General features: G+C 34.7%; 13 protein-coding genes. 9 read left to right on the forward strand and 4 right to left on the reverse strand.

From position 1 onward, the window contains the following. The first annotated feature begins 46 nt into the window (after positions 1 to 46). From greA to LKACC16343_RS07020, 9 genes are all read left to right on the forward strand, one after another. Positions 47 to 517, forward strand: coding sequence for a transcription elongation factor GreA (gene greA / locus LKACC16343_RS06980; protein ID WP_056954797.1), 471 nt, complete (start codon positions 47 to 49; stop codon positions 515 to 517). A 170-nt stretch (positions 518 to 687) separates the two neighbouring features. Then, a complete protein-coding gene (locus tag LKACC16343_RS06985; RefSeq protein WP_056954799.1) occupies positions 688 to 1605 on the forward strand; it encodes a DMT family transporter in 918 nt (305 codons plus the stop codon). A gap of 91 nt (positions 1606 to 1696) precedes the next feature. After that, the gene (locus LKACC16343_RS06990) at positions 1697 to 2701 is read left to right on the forward strand and encodes a D-2-hydroxyacid dehydrogenase (protein ID WP_056954801.1); all 1005 of its coding nucleotides are present in this window, start codon (positions 1697 to 1699) and stop codon (positions 2699 to 2701) included. 374 nt (positions 2702 to 3075) lie between these two features. Then, positions 3076 to 5544 carry a hypothetical protein gene (locus LKACC16343_RS06995; RefSeq protein WP_056954803.1) on the forward strand — a complete coding sequence of 823 codons (2469 nt, stop codon included), beginning with the start codon at positions 3076 to 3078 and terminating at the stop codon, positions 5542 to 5544. Positions 5545 to 6083: 539 nt separating this feature from the next. Next, entirely contained in the window at positions 6084 to 7211 is a 1128-nt protein-coding gene (locus LKACC16343_RS07000) for a 5-methyltetrahydropteroyltriglutamate--homocysteine S-methyltransferase (protein WP_056954805.1), read from the forward strand. A gap of 237 nt (positions 7212 to 7448) precedes the next feature. Further along, entirely contained in the window at positions 7449 to 7832 is a 384-nt protein-coding gene (locus LKACC16343_RS07005) for a YxeA family protein (protein WP_056954807.1), read from the forward strand. Between the two features lie 205 nt (positions 7833 to 8037). Next, entirely contained in the window at positions 8038 to 9408 is a 1371-nt protein-coding gene (locus LKACC16343_RS07010; RefSeq protein ID WP_056954810.1) for a DHA2 family efflux MFS transporter permease subunit, read from the forward strand. A gap of 159 nt (positions 9409 to 9567) precedes the next feature. Then, positions 9568 to 10422: a GGDEF domain-containing protein gene (locus LKACC16343_RS07015; protein WP_056954812.1), complete on the forward strand. Its 855-nt coding sequence runs from the start codon at positions 9568 to 9570 to the stop codon at positions 10420 to 10422. Beyond that, positions 10385 to 10699, forward strand: coding sequence for a GGDEF domain-containing protein (locus tag LKACC16343_RS07020; RefSeq protein WP_056954814.1), 315 nt, complete (start codon positions 10385 to 10387; stop codon positions 10697 to 10699). Before LKACC16343_RS07015 ends, LKACC16343_RS07020 begins: the two co-directional genes overlap by 38 nt. Positions 10700 to 10750: 51 nt before the next feature. Here LKACC16343_RS07020 and LKACC16343_RS14550 read toward each other — a convergent pair whose 3' ends face one another. From LKACC16343_RS14550 to LKACC16343_RS07035, 4 genes are all read right to left on the reverse strand, one after another. Continuing rightward, positions 10751 to 10885 (reverse strand): hypothetical protein, encoded by a 135-nt coding sequence (locus tag LKACC16343_RS14550; protein ID WP_256970469.1) that lies wholly within the window; start codon positions 10883 to 10885, stop codon positions 10751 to 10753. A 212-nt stretch (positions 10886 to 11097) separates the two neighbouring features. Next, complete coding sequence (locus tag LKACC16343_RS07025; RefSeq protein ID WP_056954816.1) at positions 11098 to 12561, reverse strand: MFS transporter; 1464 nt, start codon at positions 12559 to 12561, stop codon at positions 11098 to 11100. A gap of 386 nt (positions 12562 to 12947) precedes the next feature. After that, positions 12948 to 14909, reverse strand: coding sequence for a BglG family transcription antiterminator (locus LKACC16343_RS07030; protein ID WP_056954818.1), 1962 nt, complete (start codon positions 14907 to 14909; stop codon positions 12948 to 12950). Between the two features lie 120 nt (positions 14910 to 15029). Further along, positions 15030 to 17699, reverse strand: a complete 2670-nt coding sequence (locus LKACC16343_RS07035) for a glycoside hydrolase family 38 N-terminal domain-containing protein (protein WP_056954820.1) — start codon at positions 17697 to 17699, stop codon at positions 15030 to 15032. Positions 17700 to 17706: the final 7 nt, after the last annotated feature.

Here is a 17706-nt window from a genome sequence, read left to right on the forward strand (position 1 = left end):
AACTATCTTTCTACTTAGAAATATTAATATATCGAGGTTTTTCAAAATGGAACCAACATTTAATAAGATGACTCCTGCTGGATATAAAGCTATTGAGCAAGAGATTAAACATTTAAAAGAAATTCGTCCCGGAAAGATTAAAATATTGGCCGCCGCTGCTGCTTTGGGTGATCGTTCTGAAAACACTGAATATTCAACTGCCAAAAGGGATCTTGGTCACTTGGAAGGTCGTTTACGTTTTCTATATAAACAGCTTCAGTACGCTGATGTCGTTGTCCCTGCTGATAATGACAAACTGGATATTGGTAAATTCGTAACCGTTGAATTCTTAGATGATCACGATCAAGTTACCTATCAATTGGTCGGCAAACAAGAGGCCAATTTGACTGAAAATAAGATTTCCTTTGCTTCACCAATCGGTAGTGCTCTGGAAAATCATAAGGTCAATGATATCGTAACGGTAAGCGCACCGGATAGTTCTTATCAAGTTAAAATCATCGAAATTAAGTTAAATTGATTTCATAATTATTTAAATATGGTACGTACCAATTCAAAAGAATGCCCGTTTAAAGCTACCTCCGTTACATACCTATTCTTGGTAAACACCATGATATAAAAAAAAGAATAGTCAAAACTCGATAACCACAGGTATAATAAAGTATTGATTTTTTAGGAGGATGTTTTTTAATGGATGAAAGTAAAAAGTTAGCCAAGAAAACCCTTGATCGTGGTTTCTGGCTAGCATTTTGTGCTTCTGCTCTTTGGGGAGTTTCAGGTACCGTTTTACAGTTCGTTGCTAAGAACTTGAATATTCCCACAATGTGGTTTATTGGTACCAGAACACTTATAGCTGGTATCTTATTGTTAGCAGTTGGCTTAGTCGTTTTACCTAAAAAGGAATTCTTTGCTGTCTTTAAAAATAAAAAAGATTTTCTAACACTACTTAGTTTTTCCGTTTTTGGTTTATTAGCTAATATGTTTACCTTTTTTCACGCTGTTAAAACTGGTAACTCATCAACAGCAACAATTCTACAGTACCTCTCACCTTTATTTATCATGATTGGTGCCATAATCTTTACTAAAAAGAAAACTTCACGTGTGGACGTAATTTCCTTTGTCATTGCCTTAATTGGTGTTGTTCTTATGATTACTCGTGGTGACTTAGGACATCTCTCTATCCCATTTATTTCCGTTCTTTGGGGTATCGGTAGTGGTATCACTGCTGCACTTTATATTACGATTCCACAAAAATTGATTGCCAAATATCACGGAATTTTAATCACTGGTTGGGGAATGTTAATTGCCGGATTGATTTCTAACGTATTCAATCCTTTCTGGGTCAATGCCCCTAAGATGACTGCTGGAAGTGTCCTAGGTGTTGGTACAGTTATTCTGCTTGGTACCGTTCTAGCCTTCCTATTGATGGTTATTAGTACTAAATATACAACAGCCGCTATCGTTAGTATCACTGATGCTGTGCAACCATTCACTACATTGATTTTAAGTGTGATTTTCCTTCATTACGCAGTTAATCTTGCCGAAGTAATCGGTGCTGTGATCGTTATTATAGCTATTTATGTATTGAATCGTTATGATACTGAATAATTGGATTTCTGAAGTCGAATAATGGATTCGGCTTCTTTTTTTTTCACAATTTTGTTTTAATAAAGGTGTGCGTTAGAAGGAGGATCCATTTATGAAAATATTTGCATATGGAATTCGTGAAGACGAAGAACCATCTTTAAAGAAATGGGAAGAAGCTAACCCTAATATTGAAGTGGGCTTTACTAAATACACTTTGACAGCTGACTCAGCTAGATTAGCCGAAGGATCTGATGGTGTCGTAACACTACAGACTTCACCTTACACTAGAGAAGCTTTGGAAGTACTTAATAAACTAGGTATTAAGTATATTTCAATCCGTAATGTCGGTTTCGATAACTTCAACTTCAAAGATCTAAATGATCTTGGATTTACTTTAACAAATGTACCTGTTTATTCTCCAAATGCCATCGCTGAACATACTGTTCTTTTGATGGGTCGCTTATTGCGTCGTGTGCCTGAATTCGACGAAAAATTCGATAACGGTGACTTCACTTGGGCTCCTACTATTGGTAAAGAATACCGTGAACAAACAGTTGGTGTTATCGGTACTGGACATATCGGTCGTGTAGTTATCAAGATTTTACAAGGCTTCGGTGCCAAAGTTGTGGCTTATGATGTTTACCACAATGATGATATTGAAAAACAAGGTTTATACGTAGATAGTTTGGAAGAATTATACAAACAATCTGATATCATTACTTTGCATGTTCCATTATTCGATTCTAATAAATACATGATCAATGACAAAGCCATTTCACAAATGAAAGATGGTGTTTACATCATTAATTGTGCCCGTGGTGAATTAATCGATACTGATGCCCTAATTAAAGGCTTAGATAGTGGTAAAGTTGCTGGAGCTGGACTTGACGTTCTTGACAATGAAAACTCTGTCTTTGGTAAAGTTTGGAGTAGCGTTGATAACATTCCAAACGAAAAGATTAAGAATTTAGCTAAGAGAACTAATGTTATCATTACTCCGCATAGTGCTTTTTATACAGAAACAGCTATTCACAATATGATCACTACTTCATTCGATTCAAACAAGGCCTTAATTGAAGGACTTAAACCAAATAATATTGTTGATACAACTAAATAGAGTTCAAATTCAAAGGGTACTATCCTATTCAGGATAGTACCCTTTTTGTAACGATAATTTTAATCCATTCGGTTCTTACGTGACGTTACAAATACTATAACGCATAAAGCAAAATTTCTTATTTCTTTGAACGATAATTAAATAAATATCTTCCATATAACTTGATTTAACAATAATTATAGATAATATTTTCGTTCGATAAAATTAAATAAATTTATATTCTTTCGTATCTCTTCAATCGATTGAGCTTGTTACATTTTTAGCATTCATATAACGGTGACACACTTTTAGGAGCCTATTAATCGTACGCATCGTTGCTATAATAAGGCTGTTAACCTTTACATTTTTAATTATTTTAGGGAGGAGTCGTTTGTATGAATGTATTTAAAAATTCGGTATATTTGCCCATGTCTATTTTCATTGCAATTTTATTTAGCGTAATTATTTTTTCTTTAACCACAACAACCCTTACTTCAGCCGATGAAACTCAACAAGCAATCGACGGTGCTCCCGCTGGACTTGATATTCAAAAGTTCTTTAATATTTCTCCGCCTTTAAACACTGTTACTGATAATCCTTTTTTATACAACTACGCTCGAACCGCTAAAGATGGAAAAGTACTTGATTTAGCGGATGGTTCAGGTAAATACGGAGCAGCTTGGTCAGACACCTCGGCAGGAAACTATCTCGATATTCGAAAAGATCAAACCGTTTCTGCTTGGTTATATTTTGGAGCAGCAGTAGATAACGAACTCTTGAATGGACAAGGTATGGCGTTAGTTTTACAAAATGACCCTCGTGGTTACAATGCCATGGGTGCTGGTTACCAAGGACTTGGAGTTTATGGCTATGACAAAGGAACAACTTCGTATTATTACCTTACAGAAAGTAAACCAACCGTTGCTAATCCTGATTATATTGCCAGTACTGCCGTCAAAAACAGTATGGCCTTAGAATTTGATAGTCAAAAAAATGACGCAATTTCACAACACGATGAAAGTCCAACTCAAGTTAACTTTGTTCCTGGAGGGCTTCGTCCAGGTACTTACTATTACACATTAAGCGGTTATGACACTAGGGACACTGCTAACAAGAATCCTATTCCATCCAACTATCCGGAAAATTCTCAATTCGGAGCTGGTGGTGGTTATGGTCATATCGCCGTCACATACCCTGGTTTGGCAAGCAGCTATGCTCTACTAGCTACAGGAGCTCAAAATCAGGTTAATTCAGCTTGGAAGGGTTTTACAACCGCAGCCTCTGTTATTCACTCCGGAACCAAGGCAGCACAATTGGTTGATGCAGGTACTGATGAGAATCCAATTTATTGGCATCACGTTACTTTCACTTGGAAGCATGCCGAAAATGGTGAATCGGCACAAATAAAATATGCTTTCAATGACAAATATTTAGACGGAACTATCAACAATGACACCACTACTCTTGGAGGATATCCTCGAGTTGATCAAACCGTCAAAGTTGACCCTAGTATTTTCGGTAACATTAAAGACAATAAATTATATTGGGGATTTACCGGCGCCAATGGGCGTTCTACAGGGGTTTATAGTAAACTAGTTGTCTTCGAATCAATTCCTGCCTTGGTCCATGCCGAAGCAAAAACATCCATCACTGACCATACTTTAGAAAAAGTAATTACAGATGATTCAACTGATCAGTCCGTTGCCCATGGCGATAAGCTGACTATTGACTATAACGTTAATTACGATACTGAAAATAGCCGTGCCGATTGGAACAAGATTTCCGCTGATATTGATTTACCAACCAATATTAATTACACACCTGACAATAATGGCAATATTGCCACGATAAACTATACAAATAGTTTAAACGGAAATACTAAAACTGAATACATCAGCGGTACTAACCTTACTGATCAAGCTTTGAAATTTAAATTAGCTGAAAACTTGGGAAAAGTTAGCAATACGGCTTATACAAATGCCGATATTGTTATCAATGGTATTGCTGATAACACTACTGACCACGATATCGATGTACCAGAAAAACCAGCTAAATTCTCAGGTGAAAATCAGATTTCAACAACCAGTACACCGGAATTCACAGTCACATACCAAAAGAACTGGCTATTAAACTTTAAGAATCCCGATCCAATAGATATCGTCTACAACGATGCTGATGAAAAATTAAATTTACCAACACAACTTAGTTATGACAAAAATCATCACTTCAAAAAAGATGACCCCATCCGTTACGATATTAGTGTTGCGGGTAAAACGTATACTGGCAGCTCTCAAGCCAACTCAACCGATACATCAGCCACCGGTACCATTCCTTTGAGAAGTATTATCGGCAATGATTTTTGGAATATTTTTAAAGAAAAAACGACTCAAAAAATCACCGTTATGGCTACGGATAAAGATGATATTAAATCGAATACCGTTACATACACCGTGAACGTTTTACAAGATAAATTTTTAGATGTGAATGCATCTAAGGATCTAGATTTCCAAGACATCAATTATTTATCAACTAATAAATATTTAAAACGGAAAAGTGGTTATTCGGTTAGTGTCACAAGCTTACGTAATCCATGGAAATTATCCGTTTCAACTTCAGCGATAAAGAAAGGCGACATCAATTTTAACGGTATATTAGTTTATAAAAAGAAAGATGGCACCACTTATGATTTAACTTCAGACGAAGTTCCCATTGCCGAAAATGATGTTGTTAGTGATCAACTGGTAACAACAGTAATCTCAAAAGATTGGACCGATGATACTGGCCCCTTACTGAAACAGACCGGCGTTAGCGAATCAGGTAAATACAGTGGACTCGTTACTTGGCATGTAACCAACAGTATTTAAAAAAGACGTTTGACAAAATATAATTCGAGGTGTAACTTATTCACCAATCAAATAATTAAAATCTATTTAATCAAATTAGACGTTGAAGAGAAGAGTAAATTAATTTAGTAGTTTTCCAGTGACCGTCAGCCAGTGAAAAGACGGAACGAACAATTAATTGAAGATGAGCTTGGAGTCTTATCCTAGTGCAAGCTGGGAATACGCAAGGATGCGATATCATCCCGGACATGACAGTGTCGTTGAGGTATTTTGTGCAAACAAAATATAAATTAGGGTGGTACCACGAGTAATCGTCCCTACAGTGCAGATAAATTCTGTATTGTAGGGACGATTATTTTTTTACTCTCTCTTAACGACTTTGTCGTTTTAGAGAGAGTTATGGGAATGTTCAAAGAACATTCGTATTTCCTTTATCTCTTAACGATTTTGTCATCTTAGAGAGAGTTATGGGAATGTTTGCAGAACATTCGTATTCCTATTCCCTACTCATCATTCAACCAATACCACAAAAGATTAAATAGACCCAGGAGGATTTAAATATGACAGTTAAAACAGCAAGTAAAATTGGATTCCAACATGTAGGAAGTTTTCTCAGACCAGACGTCCTTAAGCAAGCCCGTCAAGACTACTTCGATAATCAAATTACTCAAAAAGAACTAACAACCGTTGAAAACGAAGCCATCAAAGATCTTGTTAATAAAGAAGTTGCTGCAAGTTTAGACTACGCTACTGATGGAGAATTCCGTCGCTCATATTGGCATTTAGACTTCTTCTGGGGCTTTGAAGGCATTGACCATATTCATTATGGTGAGGGTTATCATTTTGCTCATGAAGAAACTCGTGACGATACTGCCATCCTATCTGGACATATCAAATTCAATCCTGAAACTCATCCTTTCATCAAGGATTTTGAATTTCTCAAGTCACTAACTGATCATTTAGATATCGAACCTAAACAAACTATCCCCGCCCCCTCACAACTCTATGTTGAACTCATCCGTGGAACCAATGATGAGAAAATCAAAGAATTTTACCCAAATATCAATGATTTATATTTAGACATCGAAAAAGCTTATCATGACGCTATTTTGGCTTTCTACGATAAAGGTGCTCGTGTCATTCAACTGGATGACTGTTCATGGGGATTATTCCTAGATGAGAGCTTTTTAAATACCCCCGACGGTAAAGCATATGCCAACTCAGGTATTCAAGATATTCTACTTGAGTTGAACAACAAAGCTATTGAAAATCTTCCCGAAGACTTAACCATCAATACTCATGTTTGCCGTGGTAACTACCATTCTGATTTTGCTTTCTCCGGTGGTTATGGGCCTGTTGCTGATACATTATTTGCCAAAGAGAATGTCGACACTTACTTCCTAGAATATGATTCTAAACGTGCCGGTAACTTCGAACCGCTTGCCAAAGTTTCTGGTGATAAAAAAGTTGTTTTAGGCTTAGTCACAAGCAAATCAGGTGAACTCGAAGATCGCCAAGAAGTTATCAATCGTATTAAAGAGGCCAGTCAATATTTGCCATTAGATCGTCTTTGGCTATCAACTCAATGTGGCTTTGCTTCCACCGAAGAAGGCAATGTTCTAACCGAACAACAAGAATGGGCCAAACTAAAATTAGTTAAATCCATTCAAGATGAAGTTTGGGGTTAATAATTATTGATAGCGCTTTCAACAAGAACTATAATATAAGTAGAAATTAAAGTTTATCTATGTTGGAGGCGCTGATTATGATGAAAATTTTAGCAGACTTATTCAACAGGATTGTAGACTACACACTTCACTTTGATTGGTGGTAAACCGGCTTACAAATCTGTAAGAATAATGTAAGTAGATCAAATGTAAAAAAATAATTAAATCCCTTAGTATATTTCTCAGGAGGTAACGCAAATGAGAAGTTTTCTAAGGGTTTTTCTTTTAGGTATTGTTATTATAGGATTAGGATATTTAGGTGCTTGTTTCTACACTAAAGACAACACTAGTCAGGTTTCACAGGCATTTAACAACTACAATATTTTGGTCAAACGTGAACCTCGATATGTAAAGATTGATAATAAAGATGCTAAGGATAAAGATGGCTACGGCAATTACACATACAAATTGAAAAGTTACGATGAAGATGGTAAAGAACATCCCATCGAATTCATGGGTATGGGCAAATTAAAGCAAGGCCATTACCTAAAACTTGATACAAAAGGCAGTTACGTCTATTCATATAAAGAAGTCTTCAAGAAAGACATGCCTAGCGATGTCTACACTAAATTGAATCTATAAAATTAAAAATAAAAGCAGCATTTACTTAGGACAAACACATCACATTCGGAGGTTTAACTCCATGTGTCGGCAATTCCAAGTAGATACTGCTATTTTTGTTTCAAAAATTTAGAAAAAAGTTAATGATCAGAATCCGATTTGACCATAACAAATTTGATAACTAAAATGGATAGGTTACTACTTTCGATTTTAGGGGTTCAAACTTATGTCAAAACAAATCAAAAAATCACTGTACATCATGGTCTTCGGAACTTTCTTCGGTGTCTTGTGTTCAACATTAATGAATACTGCTCTACCAACCTTCATGCGTGTTTTCAACGTTAATTCTTCCACCGTTCAGTGGTTAACTAATGGTTACACTTTAGTCAATGCCATCATGATCCCTACCAGTGCTTATTTTATAAAGAAATTCTCTTTTAGACATTTATTCATTGCCTTTTCTTCCATTTTTTTAGTCGGAACTCTACTGGGTGCCATAGCCAATTCATTTATGCTTGTTATCGTCGGTCGGATGATTCAAGCCATTGGTACTGGTATGATGATGCCTTTAGTCAACGTTCTCGCCATGCAATATACCGACAGGAGCAAGCAAGGAGCCGTTATGGGGATTATTGGATTAGCCTTTAATTTCTCCCCCATTATCGGACCAACTTTGTCAGGAGTAATCTTAGAGTACTTTGCTTGGCAATATCTTTTCATCCTGATCCTACCATTCATCATTGTCGTCGTTTTATTATCAATCTTCCTATTGCCACAAATCGAAACAACCGAGAATCCTAAATTCGATACCGTCAGTTTGATTACTATCAGTTTTGGACTTCTCTTCCTATTAACTGGTTTCTCCAATATCGGACAATCGAACCTCTTCACTTTCAACGTTTTAGGTTATACCGTAATTGGTTTAATTCTGATCGTTATCTTTTCAGTTATGGAAAATAAATCTTCCAGGCCAATTATTAATTTCGAAATTTTTAAGCATTCACAATTTACCTTTGCAACTGTTATCAATATGTTGATTGTTTTAACTATGTACGGTAACACTATTCTTTTACCACTAATGATTCAGACCATTCTTCATAAAAGTCCTCTGATTTCTGGACTAGCTCTATTACCCGGAGCAACTTTAACTGGCTTCATGTCCCCTGTCAGTGGTCGACTTTTTGATAAATATCCTATCAAACGAATCGTGGTCACAGGAGTGTTGATCGACTGCTTCGGTACCTTTATGCAAGCTGTTATTGACGTTAATGCTTCAGTTTTGATGTTAACCGTTGGACAAACCATTCGTCAGTTAGGTTTAGTTTTGATTTTGATACCTATTCAAACTCACGCTTTAAGTTCTCTACCTAAGAAATATATTTCCGATGGCGTGGCAACTTTCAATACTTTAAGACAAATAGCTGCTTCCTTTGGAACAGCCATCATCATTGCTGTTATTACCTTAGCTGACAAAGTTATGACCGGTAGTACAGTTAATCAAGCCACTGGCATTCAAGCTGGATTCCTAGCATGTTTAGGATTCTTAATTGTTGCTTTGATCATGACCCACAAACTACATCGACCTGATATTGATTAATTAAAGAACTAATAATTCGTTAAATTATGAATTATTGGTTCTTTTTTGGTAAAAATTTCCAATAAATTACTATATTTGTCTATTAATTTATTCGAGCAAAATGATTATAATTATTTTATAACAAATACTAATTGTAAGGTTCCAGGAGGAAACATAGTTTTGTTAACTAAAATTTTTCTAGATAACGCACCTTTAATCGCTAGCCTCTTTTTTATCATGGGAGCCTTTATTGTTTTTCAAATACTCTTTGCGGGGGTTAGATTAATTCTAAAAGTTCGGCGTAGAAATACTGACAGATATCTCCTACGTTCGATTCTCGGAATTATCTATATTTTATCTTTGTTATTCATCATGCAACTTTCGATTCGCGGCAAAAATCAATCTTGGATCTATGTTAATTTTCAACTAGTTTCCATCATTTTTTACACTGTGATACTAAGTGTTCCTTTTAAATACCATTTATTCGGACCAATCGTTGTTGCCTTTATGGCCTTTAACTCAGCTTTAACCAGTTGGGAATCATGGTGTTTAGCAATTGTCTTAATAGTCTTCTATTACTCACTGAACTATATCAAAAACCACACTAAAAATAAGTTTCCTTTTTTATCCTATTTAATTGTTAGTTTGATTTCGGGATTTGCTTATTGGTTCTTCGTCAAAGTAAAATTCTCTATCAGCAATCCAATGTTCTTCCGGCAAGTTATCTATCTATTCATCATTGAATTATTTACTTTCGGTTACATTGCAATTCTTTACACCGATTTGGAATCGAGAGCCGCTCTGTTTCGGGATGCCACACATGATAAGTTAACTCATGCTTATAACTATGATGCCTTCGATATTGATTTTCGTTCACTCTTCAAAGATAACGTCATTTCGGATGGAAAATTCACTATGATGATGTTCGATATTGACCATTTTAAGAGCATTAACGATACTTATGGACATTTAAGCTGGGGACAAGGTTTTGCGGACAGTGGTCGAGGTTGTACAGACTGTACTCGCAAAAAATGACAAGAGTATTAAGTTATATCGTACCGGTGGTGAGGAATTTAATATTATTTTCCCCCATTATCACGTCAAAGAGACTCAAGCAATCGTCAAGGAAATTTTTGAAGCGGTCAATCACACAGAAGTAGATGTCGATAAAAATAAGATTCACATCACTATTTCAGTTGGTGTTTCTGAGATTAGCAAAAAGGACGTTTCAGTTAACGACTTCTACTCTCGAGTCGACAAAGCTTTATATCATTCTAAACGCAATGGTCGTAAAGAAATAACAATTATTTAACAGGACAAAAAAAGAGCTAACGAATTAAATTCGTTAGCTCTTTTTGTTTAATTATTTAGATTCTTTTGCGTCGCGACCTCTTAGGAAGTCAAGAACAGCTTGTGTACGGGCACGTTTTTCTGCACCATTTTTTTGGTTTACAGGACGGCGGTGGCCAGTCATACCTTTATGTGTATTTTGTGACATCTAAAAACCCTCCTTCCCGTTACAATTTAACTTATCTTATTAACCCTATTATTGTAAAGGAATTATTAATATATTTCAACCATTTTTTGCGTTGAATTTCAAGTAAAATCATCAGAAATTTTTCACAATAACTCTATTGAAATAGAAAATCCCGCCTGAACGAATTATGTCAGCCGAGATTAAACAAGTATCAATTGTTTTCTATTTTTTTATTACTCTGTAACAGCTTCTTTGTCTTTAGAAGTTGCTTCCTCTGTTTCTTCAACATCAACGGTTTCCTTGCTCTTATTGTGAACACGGAAAGCCAAAATGAATCCGAAGACAGCTAAAATCAATGTAAACATAAATCCATAATGAGCACCGTTAGTGAAAGCTAGTTTTGCTGAATGTCCACCATTAGCAAAGTAGTTTGCCTGACCTGTACTCAATAGAATTGTGGCAATACCAGTTGCTACGGCACCAATAACTTGTTGGAAAGTATTGATGATAGCAGAACCATCTGCGGATTGATATGCATCCAATGAGTTGAGTCCATATGTTTGTGATGGTGACATAGCCAATGGAACACCAATCATCAAAATAATATGAGCTACAATGATATAACCTAAGGAACTATTTGAATTACTAAATAGGAACATTGCTGAACCAACGATAGAAATTAGGAAGCCTAAACGAGACATCATCTTGGCACCAATTTTATCGTAAGCACGACCTGCACCAAATGAAACAGCGGCGTTTATAATACCACCTGGTAACATCACGACACCAGTCAAGGCTACAGCAACACCTAAACCATTTTGCAAGTACATTGGTAGCAAATACATTGCTGACAATGTAATACCAAAGTTTAACATAACTAGAACTGAACCTGTTAGAAATTCTGGAGTTTTCAAAACTGAGAAATCCAAAGTTGGAGTCTTAGCATGCAACTGTTGTCTAATATAGACAACTAAGAAAATGATACCTACGACTAAAGCAATCAAAGCTGTAGCGATATTTTTGCTCAAGAAACTGATACCAAAAACGATCAAACCAAAACTGATAGTTGAAAGAGCAATAGCCAACCAATCAATTTTGGGTTTAGTTACTTCAAACACGTTAGTCAAATTCTTTTCCATAATGAACAAACCGATCAATAGGAAAATGATGAATGACCAGAAAATATATCTCCATGACAATGCACCCAAGATAATACCTGAAATTGTAGGTCCAATAGCTGGGGCAAACATGATAACTAAGGCAGCCATACCTAGAGCGGCACCTAGTTTATCAGGTGGGAAGATTCTCATAGCAATTGAGAACATAAGTGGCAAAATAAGTCCGGTAGCGATACCTTGAATCATTCTACCTGCCAAAAGCATTGGGAAGTTCATTGCTAATGCAGAAATTGCTGAACCGACAATGAAGTCCAACAAACCAAATCTAACTAATCCCCTAGTTGAGAAGTGTTTTGTTAACAAACTAGAAAGCGGTAAAACAATTGCAATTACAAGCATATAACCTGTAACTAGCCACTGTGCTGTTCCTGTTTCAATATTAAAAGCTTTCATGATTGATGGAAGGGCAATATTTAATGAAGTTTCACTAAACATTCCTACAAATCCACCGATTAAGACACCCAATAGTGACAAGATTGGATGTTCGGGTCTTGTATTAATTTTTTGAGATTGACTCATAATTTTCCTCCAAATTGTTGCAACAGTGGATTAATATACCAGAAAAAAATTATTTTCGTAAGTGTTTTCTGAAATTTATTTATGTTTTTCATTAAAATAGGTAAAAACACGAAAAAATAGAGCCTCTAAAGAACTGAGACTCTTAGCAAAATTGGATTATATTTAAATTCCCGTCTTCCGTAAAATTGGGAATACATTGGAACACTATGGGCACGGCTTGAAGCTAATGATTTCACACTTTGGGTGAAATCATGGATCTCCAAGACCGGCCTTATTGTAAACGGCAAAGCCGTTAACAATAATTTCATAGTTGAATGCATTCCCAATTTTACTCCAGACTAAAAAACATCTTGATTATTTAGTCAGAAAAATATAATTACTTATTCCTAAGCCCTTTGATTAATATTATTCTGAATAAATGAATTAATAACCTTCATTGCTTCATTAGAATCTTTGCATTTACTGATTGCATTATAGAATCTAGTATCACTCTGCAAATCAACTAAAAAACTAAATAACGTTTGAATCTTAGGATATTCTTCTTCATTTATTGCTAAAAGAAAAATTAATTGGATTTTATTGTCATTATCATCCCACACAATTGGCTTTTTCAATTGCATAAACGCTACGTTAGATTTATTAGCGGCAAACTTGATAGGATGTGGTATTGCAATTTCTCCACCAATAGCGGTTGAATACATTTTTTCTCGCTCAAACATTTTCTCTCTAAAATCACTTCTAACAACGGCTTGTTCTTCCAATTTGTCACATAAGAAATCTAGTACTTGTTTGCGCGTCTGCAGATTACTATTTACAAAAACTAATTCAGGTTTAAATAGACTATATAGGACTTGTTGCCCATTAGAGGTTGAAGTTATGAAATCATACAGTTCTTTACTGTCATTGGCAAAGTTGGACAAATCAACTTCAACAACCGGAACCTTACTGTTTAATATAGGAACAGTTGAGATCAAGAAATCGACTTCTTTAGGATAGGAATCACTACAATATTCTGCATAAGAATAAACACCCATTATATTTAAATAATTACTAAATCGACTTTCTAGTTTTATCTTTAATAGATTTGCCGTAGCTGTTCCTGATCCACAAATAATGGCCACATTCCTTTTTTTCCACTTATTACTGTAATTTCTTTCCATTGAGGCACCAACATGTAGCGTTATGAACGATAACTCATCTTTCGAAAGATGTAGTTTTAACTGATGTTCTAGAATATTTATCGATGTAACGGTCATCTCGTATGCTAATGGAAATGTTGAAAGGATAACGTCCAATAAAGGATTCTTTCTAGTACTATCTAAATCGCTTATCTTAATAACAGCTTTAATATGCTCCGTCAGATTTTTTATTAAAAGATCATCATTTAAAAGGTTAAACGTGTAATTATCCCGTATTTTATCCAAAAAAAGCAATACACTTTTCTTTATTAATTCCACTTCTGGCTCATTTGAATTATTAACTATCTGTGGATTATTTAAACCCACATGGTATTTCACGTATTCCCTTTCAGGCAAGGATATTCTATTACCAATACTTTGTTCTAATCTATCAAACATCTTATCAAATTCATTTTGAAAATCTTGGGATACTTGCAACTCACTATTAAAATTCTGTAAAACGTGTCCGGATTCAATTCTAGATAGGGACAAAGCAACATGAATTATGATATTTTTGCGATTATAATCAGGAATCTCTTTCATTTCCCTATCTATAAAGTCATTAACTACTTCACTAATGTCATCTAAATCAATATTACTAAATAACTTACGCTCATTAGTAGTGAAGCCTAAAACGTATTCCTTATAGTTTTTATTTTCCAATTGATCTATAAAACAATAGCGTTTGCTTTCCTCATCCCCTACCAAAGACAACCCATTATTTTTATGAACTATTCTCAAATTATATTTACTGATAATTTGCTTTATCTCAATAATATAATTGTTCAAAGTGTTAATACTGATATACAAATTATCTAATATATCGTCAATTGAGATTGGTTCCTCGCTGGTCAACAATCTGTTTAACAAATATTTAATCCTACCACTAGAAGTATCTAAACTTGTCTTTTTCTCTAGATTATTCAAATCACGTTTTAGTTTATCTAATTGTTGTGAATCACTAACCTCCAAATAATATCCCTTACCTCGACGATTCATTATCTCTAATTTGTAATCACTAATATCCGAATTCAATTTCGTAACGTCGCTACGAACAGTCCTAGTACTAACATTCAATCGTTTTGATAATTCACTACCCGGTACCTCAATTTTTGTCAAAATCATTATCATTAATATCTGTTTTAATCTTGGGTAAGATAGTTTCAGCATTTTTTTACCACTCCTTCATGTATAAAACTCAAACAAGCCGATGGAGATTCGTGTAGAAATAAAATAACCAGTCTTCAATATAAATTTGAAGATTGGTTATTCTTTATTCAGATACCGAAATTAATATTCAAAGTAAATAGTCTTAATTTTAGCATGTGTAATATCATTCAACTTGACAGTATTATCAACAATTGGAAGTTTTTTGATAGTATCTTCTTTCAAATCAACTAATTCAACTCTATTAGGTTTCTTATTAAATACAATTCGATCATCAGTTGCTTTGTCACCATAGCCGTTATAGAAACGAGCAATATAACCACTACGATGATCAGCCTTCTTCAAGGTACTTAAAATCAAATTACCTTTTGTATGTAAAATACTTCCATTTTCATCCAAAGTACGATCAACTGAATCCATATTGAATATCAAACGACCATTCAAGAAATCTGCATACTCATAATATTGTTCCGGTGTATCATAATTCTTTGCTTTAGATGCTACTTCACTATCATCGAATCCCTTGTTAGTAATTGATAATCCTAATTCAAAACTCAACTCTGACTGTAATTCAGCATTTGGCGTTGCAATAACTTTTTCACCTGAAGCTCTACCTGGACGATAAAGTAAATCAACTTTACCCATCATTCCATATGTCCGGAATAAGGTTAATCTGATGGTTGAATAATCCTTGCCAATAATTTCGTATTCACGAACACCTTTTGGAAATACAGAAACAGTATTTTCTTTATTTGATAAAGCAACAAATGATTGACAAGTTTCAATTGAAATTGGTTTTTCATTCCAATTTTCCTTATTTGCTGCCCAAGACTTCATTTCTTTTTCACGATAAACGGGTCTCTTTATCGTTCCAAATTGTTGATCAGCATATGAAACCTTAGAACTAATACCTGTAGCAAAATCAATACATAATCTATGGTCTAGTGGTCCACGGTTATCTATCTTTACATTGAATTTAATTACTGAAGAATCCTTTTCCAATCTAATTTCAACTGACACTGGCATCTTAACATTACAAATTTTCTTGGCTCTATCATCTAGATTTTCTGGTACTGAAAAGTCATAGTCGATTTTTGCTAAAGAGACTAAATCAGATTTAGTTACTGAAATAGTATTTGCTTGATCTGTTGAATAAACGATTAAATCCTTTTTGGCAGGTGAATAATTGAAGGAATCTCCATCATCACCATTTTCCTCTAGAATTGCTTGGTTTTCATAAACTTTTCCAGAAGCTTTATCAGTAATTGTCAATGAACCATTATCTTGAATGACAATCTTGAAATTATCATTTTCCAAAATTCTGTCATCAACTGCCTTAATTACTTCATTTTTCTTTGCATTTTCATTAATATACAATTGCTTGTATCCCATTGCCGGTACATCTTTTGCAAAAATAGAAGCAACTACCTTATAAATCTTTTCAGGTTTATAAATTTTCTCCCCAGGATTCAATTGGATTGTTTGACCGGCTATATACTCAGTTTGGTCTTCACAAGACTCAATTGAAAAATCAACAGATTGATCATTTTCATCTACAATTTCAAAATCTTGAGATGGTGCATAGAATGAAACTTTTGTAATTTCCGTTCTATCAACTGGCAATGTATTAAATACCGACAAACTAATTTCATATTTCTTATTCTTTTTAATTTGTGTAGCTATTTCCCTGAGCGTAACTTCAACTAAGTTTGTACTGATGTCACGAACTTGCTTATAACGCATATAAACATCTTCATTAGTAGTATCGGAAACACAAGAACCAATGGAATCATGTGCAGCATTCTCAAACATTAATTTCCAAATATCATTAACTGCCTCACGAGGATAATCTACACCATAATGTTCACCCATCGTCAAAACTGGTTCAAGAACATTGACTATGTAATATTGAATTTTGGTATTTAACTTCTTTAGATCAGAACGTGATGAATAAATTGACTTATGAATTCTCATATTTTTACCGTTAGTGAATTCACCGCTAACTTCTTCTAATTCTGGCTTTTCACTCTTAACAGCATCAATATATTCTTGAATTGAGCTAACTTCAAAATGAAAATCTTTATTAGCATCATTAAGTTTCTTAATTAGTTCTGGCAAGTCTTTTCTTGCTGGAGCTTGATCAAAACCATTAGGAAAAGCGATATGACTCGTAGTTGATCTTTTAACGATTGACGCAAATGGCTCTTGATGCATAATCTTATCTAACTGTGTTTCATCTACAACTCCACCAATATAGTAACCAGATGGTATCTGATAAACGTTTACCTTGGAACCATCTTCGCCTTTCCAAACAAATTCGGTGTGGTTAACATTCTCTTCAGAAACTCCACGCCAAAACATAGTATCAGGAATTCCAAAACCTTTATAAATCTGAGGCATACTTGATTCTTGACCAAATGAATCAGGAACATAGCCAACATTCATATATGTACCTAATTTATTGCAAACATCCATTCCGTATTGAAGATTTCTAACAATACTTTCACCAGAAATAACGAATTGATCCGTTTGTGTATACCAAGGCCCAATTATTAATTTTTTATCTGCCACTAATTGTTTTATAACATTCTTATCTTGAGGACGCCATTTCAAGTAATCTTCAACCAATGAAGCTTGACCATCCAAAATAAAACGATCATAACCAGTATTGTGTTGTAGATTATCAATAACATGCATCAAATCCTTTAATAAATAAACCTTTGAACGTGATGTAGTGAAATACCATTCTCGATCCCAATGAGTATGTGGAAAAACATGAACTGTCTTGACCATTTTAAAA

The organism is Companilactobacillus bobalius (assembly GCF_002179915.1).
Lineage (GTDB): Bacteria > Bacillota > Bacilli > Lactobacillales > Lactobacillaceae > Companilactobacillus > Companilactobacillus bobalius.

Coding starts and splice junctions, on each gene's coding strand:
- LKACC16343_RS06995 (WP_056954803.1), top strand. CDS start 3,076: ATGAATGTATTTAAAAATTCGGTATATTTGCCCATGTCTATTTTCATT.
- LKACC16343_RS07005 (WP_056954807.1), top strand. CDS start 7,449: ATGAGAAGTTTTCTAAGGGTTTTTCTTTTAGGTATTGTTATTATAGGA.
- LKACC16343_RS07030 (WP_056954818.1), bottom strand. CDS start 14,909: ATGCTGAAACTATCTTACCCAAGATTAAAACAGATATTAATGATAATG.
- LKACC16343_RS07035 (WP_056954820.1), bottom strand. CDS start 17,699: ATGGTCAAGACAGTTCATGTTTTTCCACATACTCATTGGGATCGAGAA.
- greA (WP_056954797.1), top strand. CDS start 47: ATGGAACCAACATTTAATAAGATGACTCCTGCTGGATATAAAGCTATT.
- LKACC16343_RS07000 (WP_056954805.1), top strand. CDS start 6,084: ATGACAGTTAAAACAGCAAGTAAAATTGGATTCCAACATGTAGGAAGT.
- LKACC16343_RS14550 (WP_256970469.1), bottom strand. CDS start 10,885: ATGTCACAAAATACACATAAAGGTATGACTGGCCACCGCCGTCCTGTA.
- LKACC16343_RS06985 (WP_056954799.1), top strand. CDS start 688: ATGGATGAAAGTAAAAAGTTAGCCAAGAAAACCCTTGATCGTGGTTTC.
- LKACC16343_RS07010 (WP_056954810.1), top strand. CDS start 8,038: ATGTCAAAACAAATCAAAAAATCACTGTACATCATGGTCTTCGGAACT.
- LKACC16343_RS07025 (WP_056954816.1), bottom strand. CDS start 12,561: ATGAGTCAATCTCAAAAAATTAATACAAGACCCGAACATCCAATCTTG.
- LKACC16343_RS06990 (WP_056954801.1), top strand. CDS start 1,697: ATGAAAATATTTGCATATGGAATTCGTGAAGACGAAGAACCATCTTTA.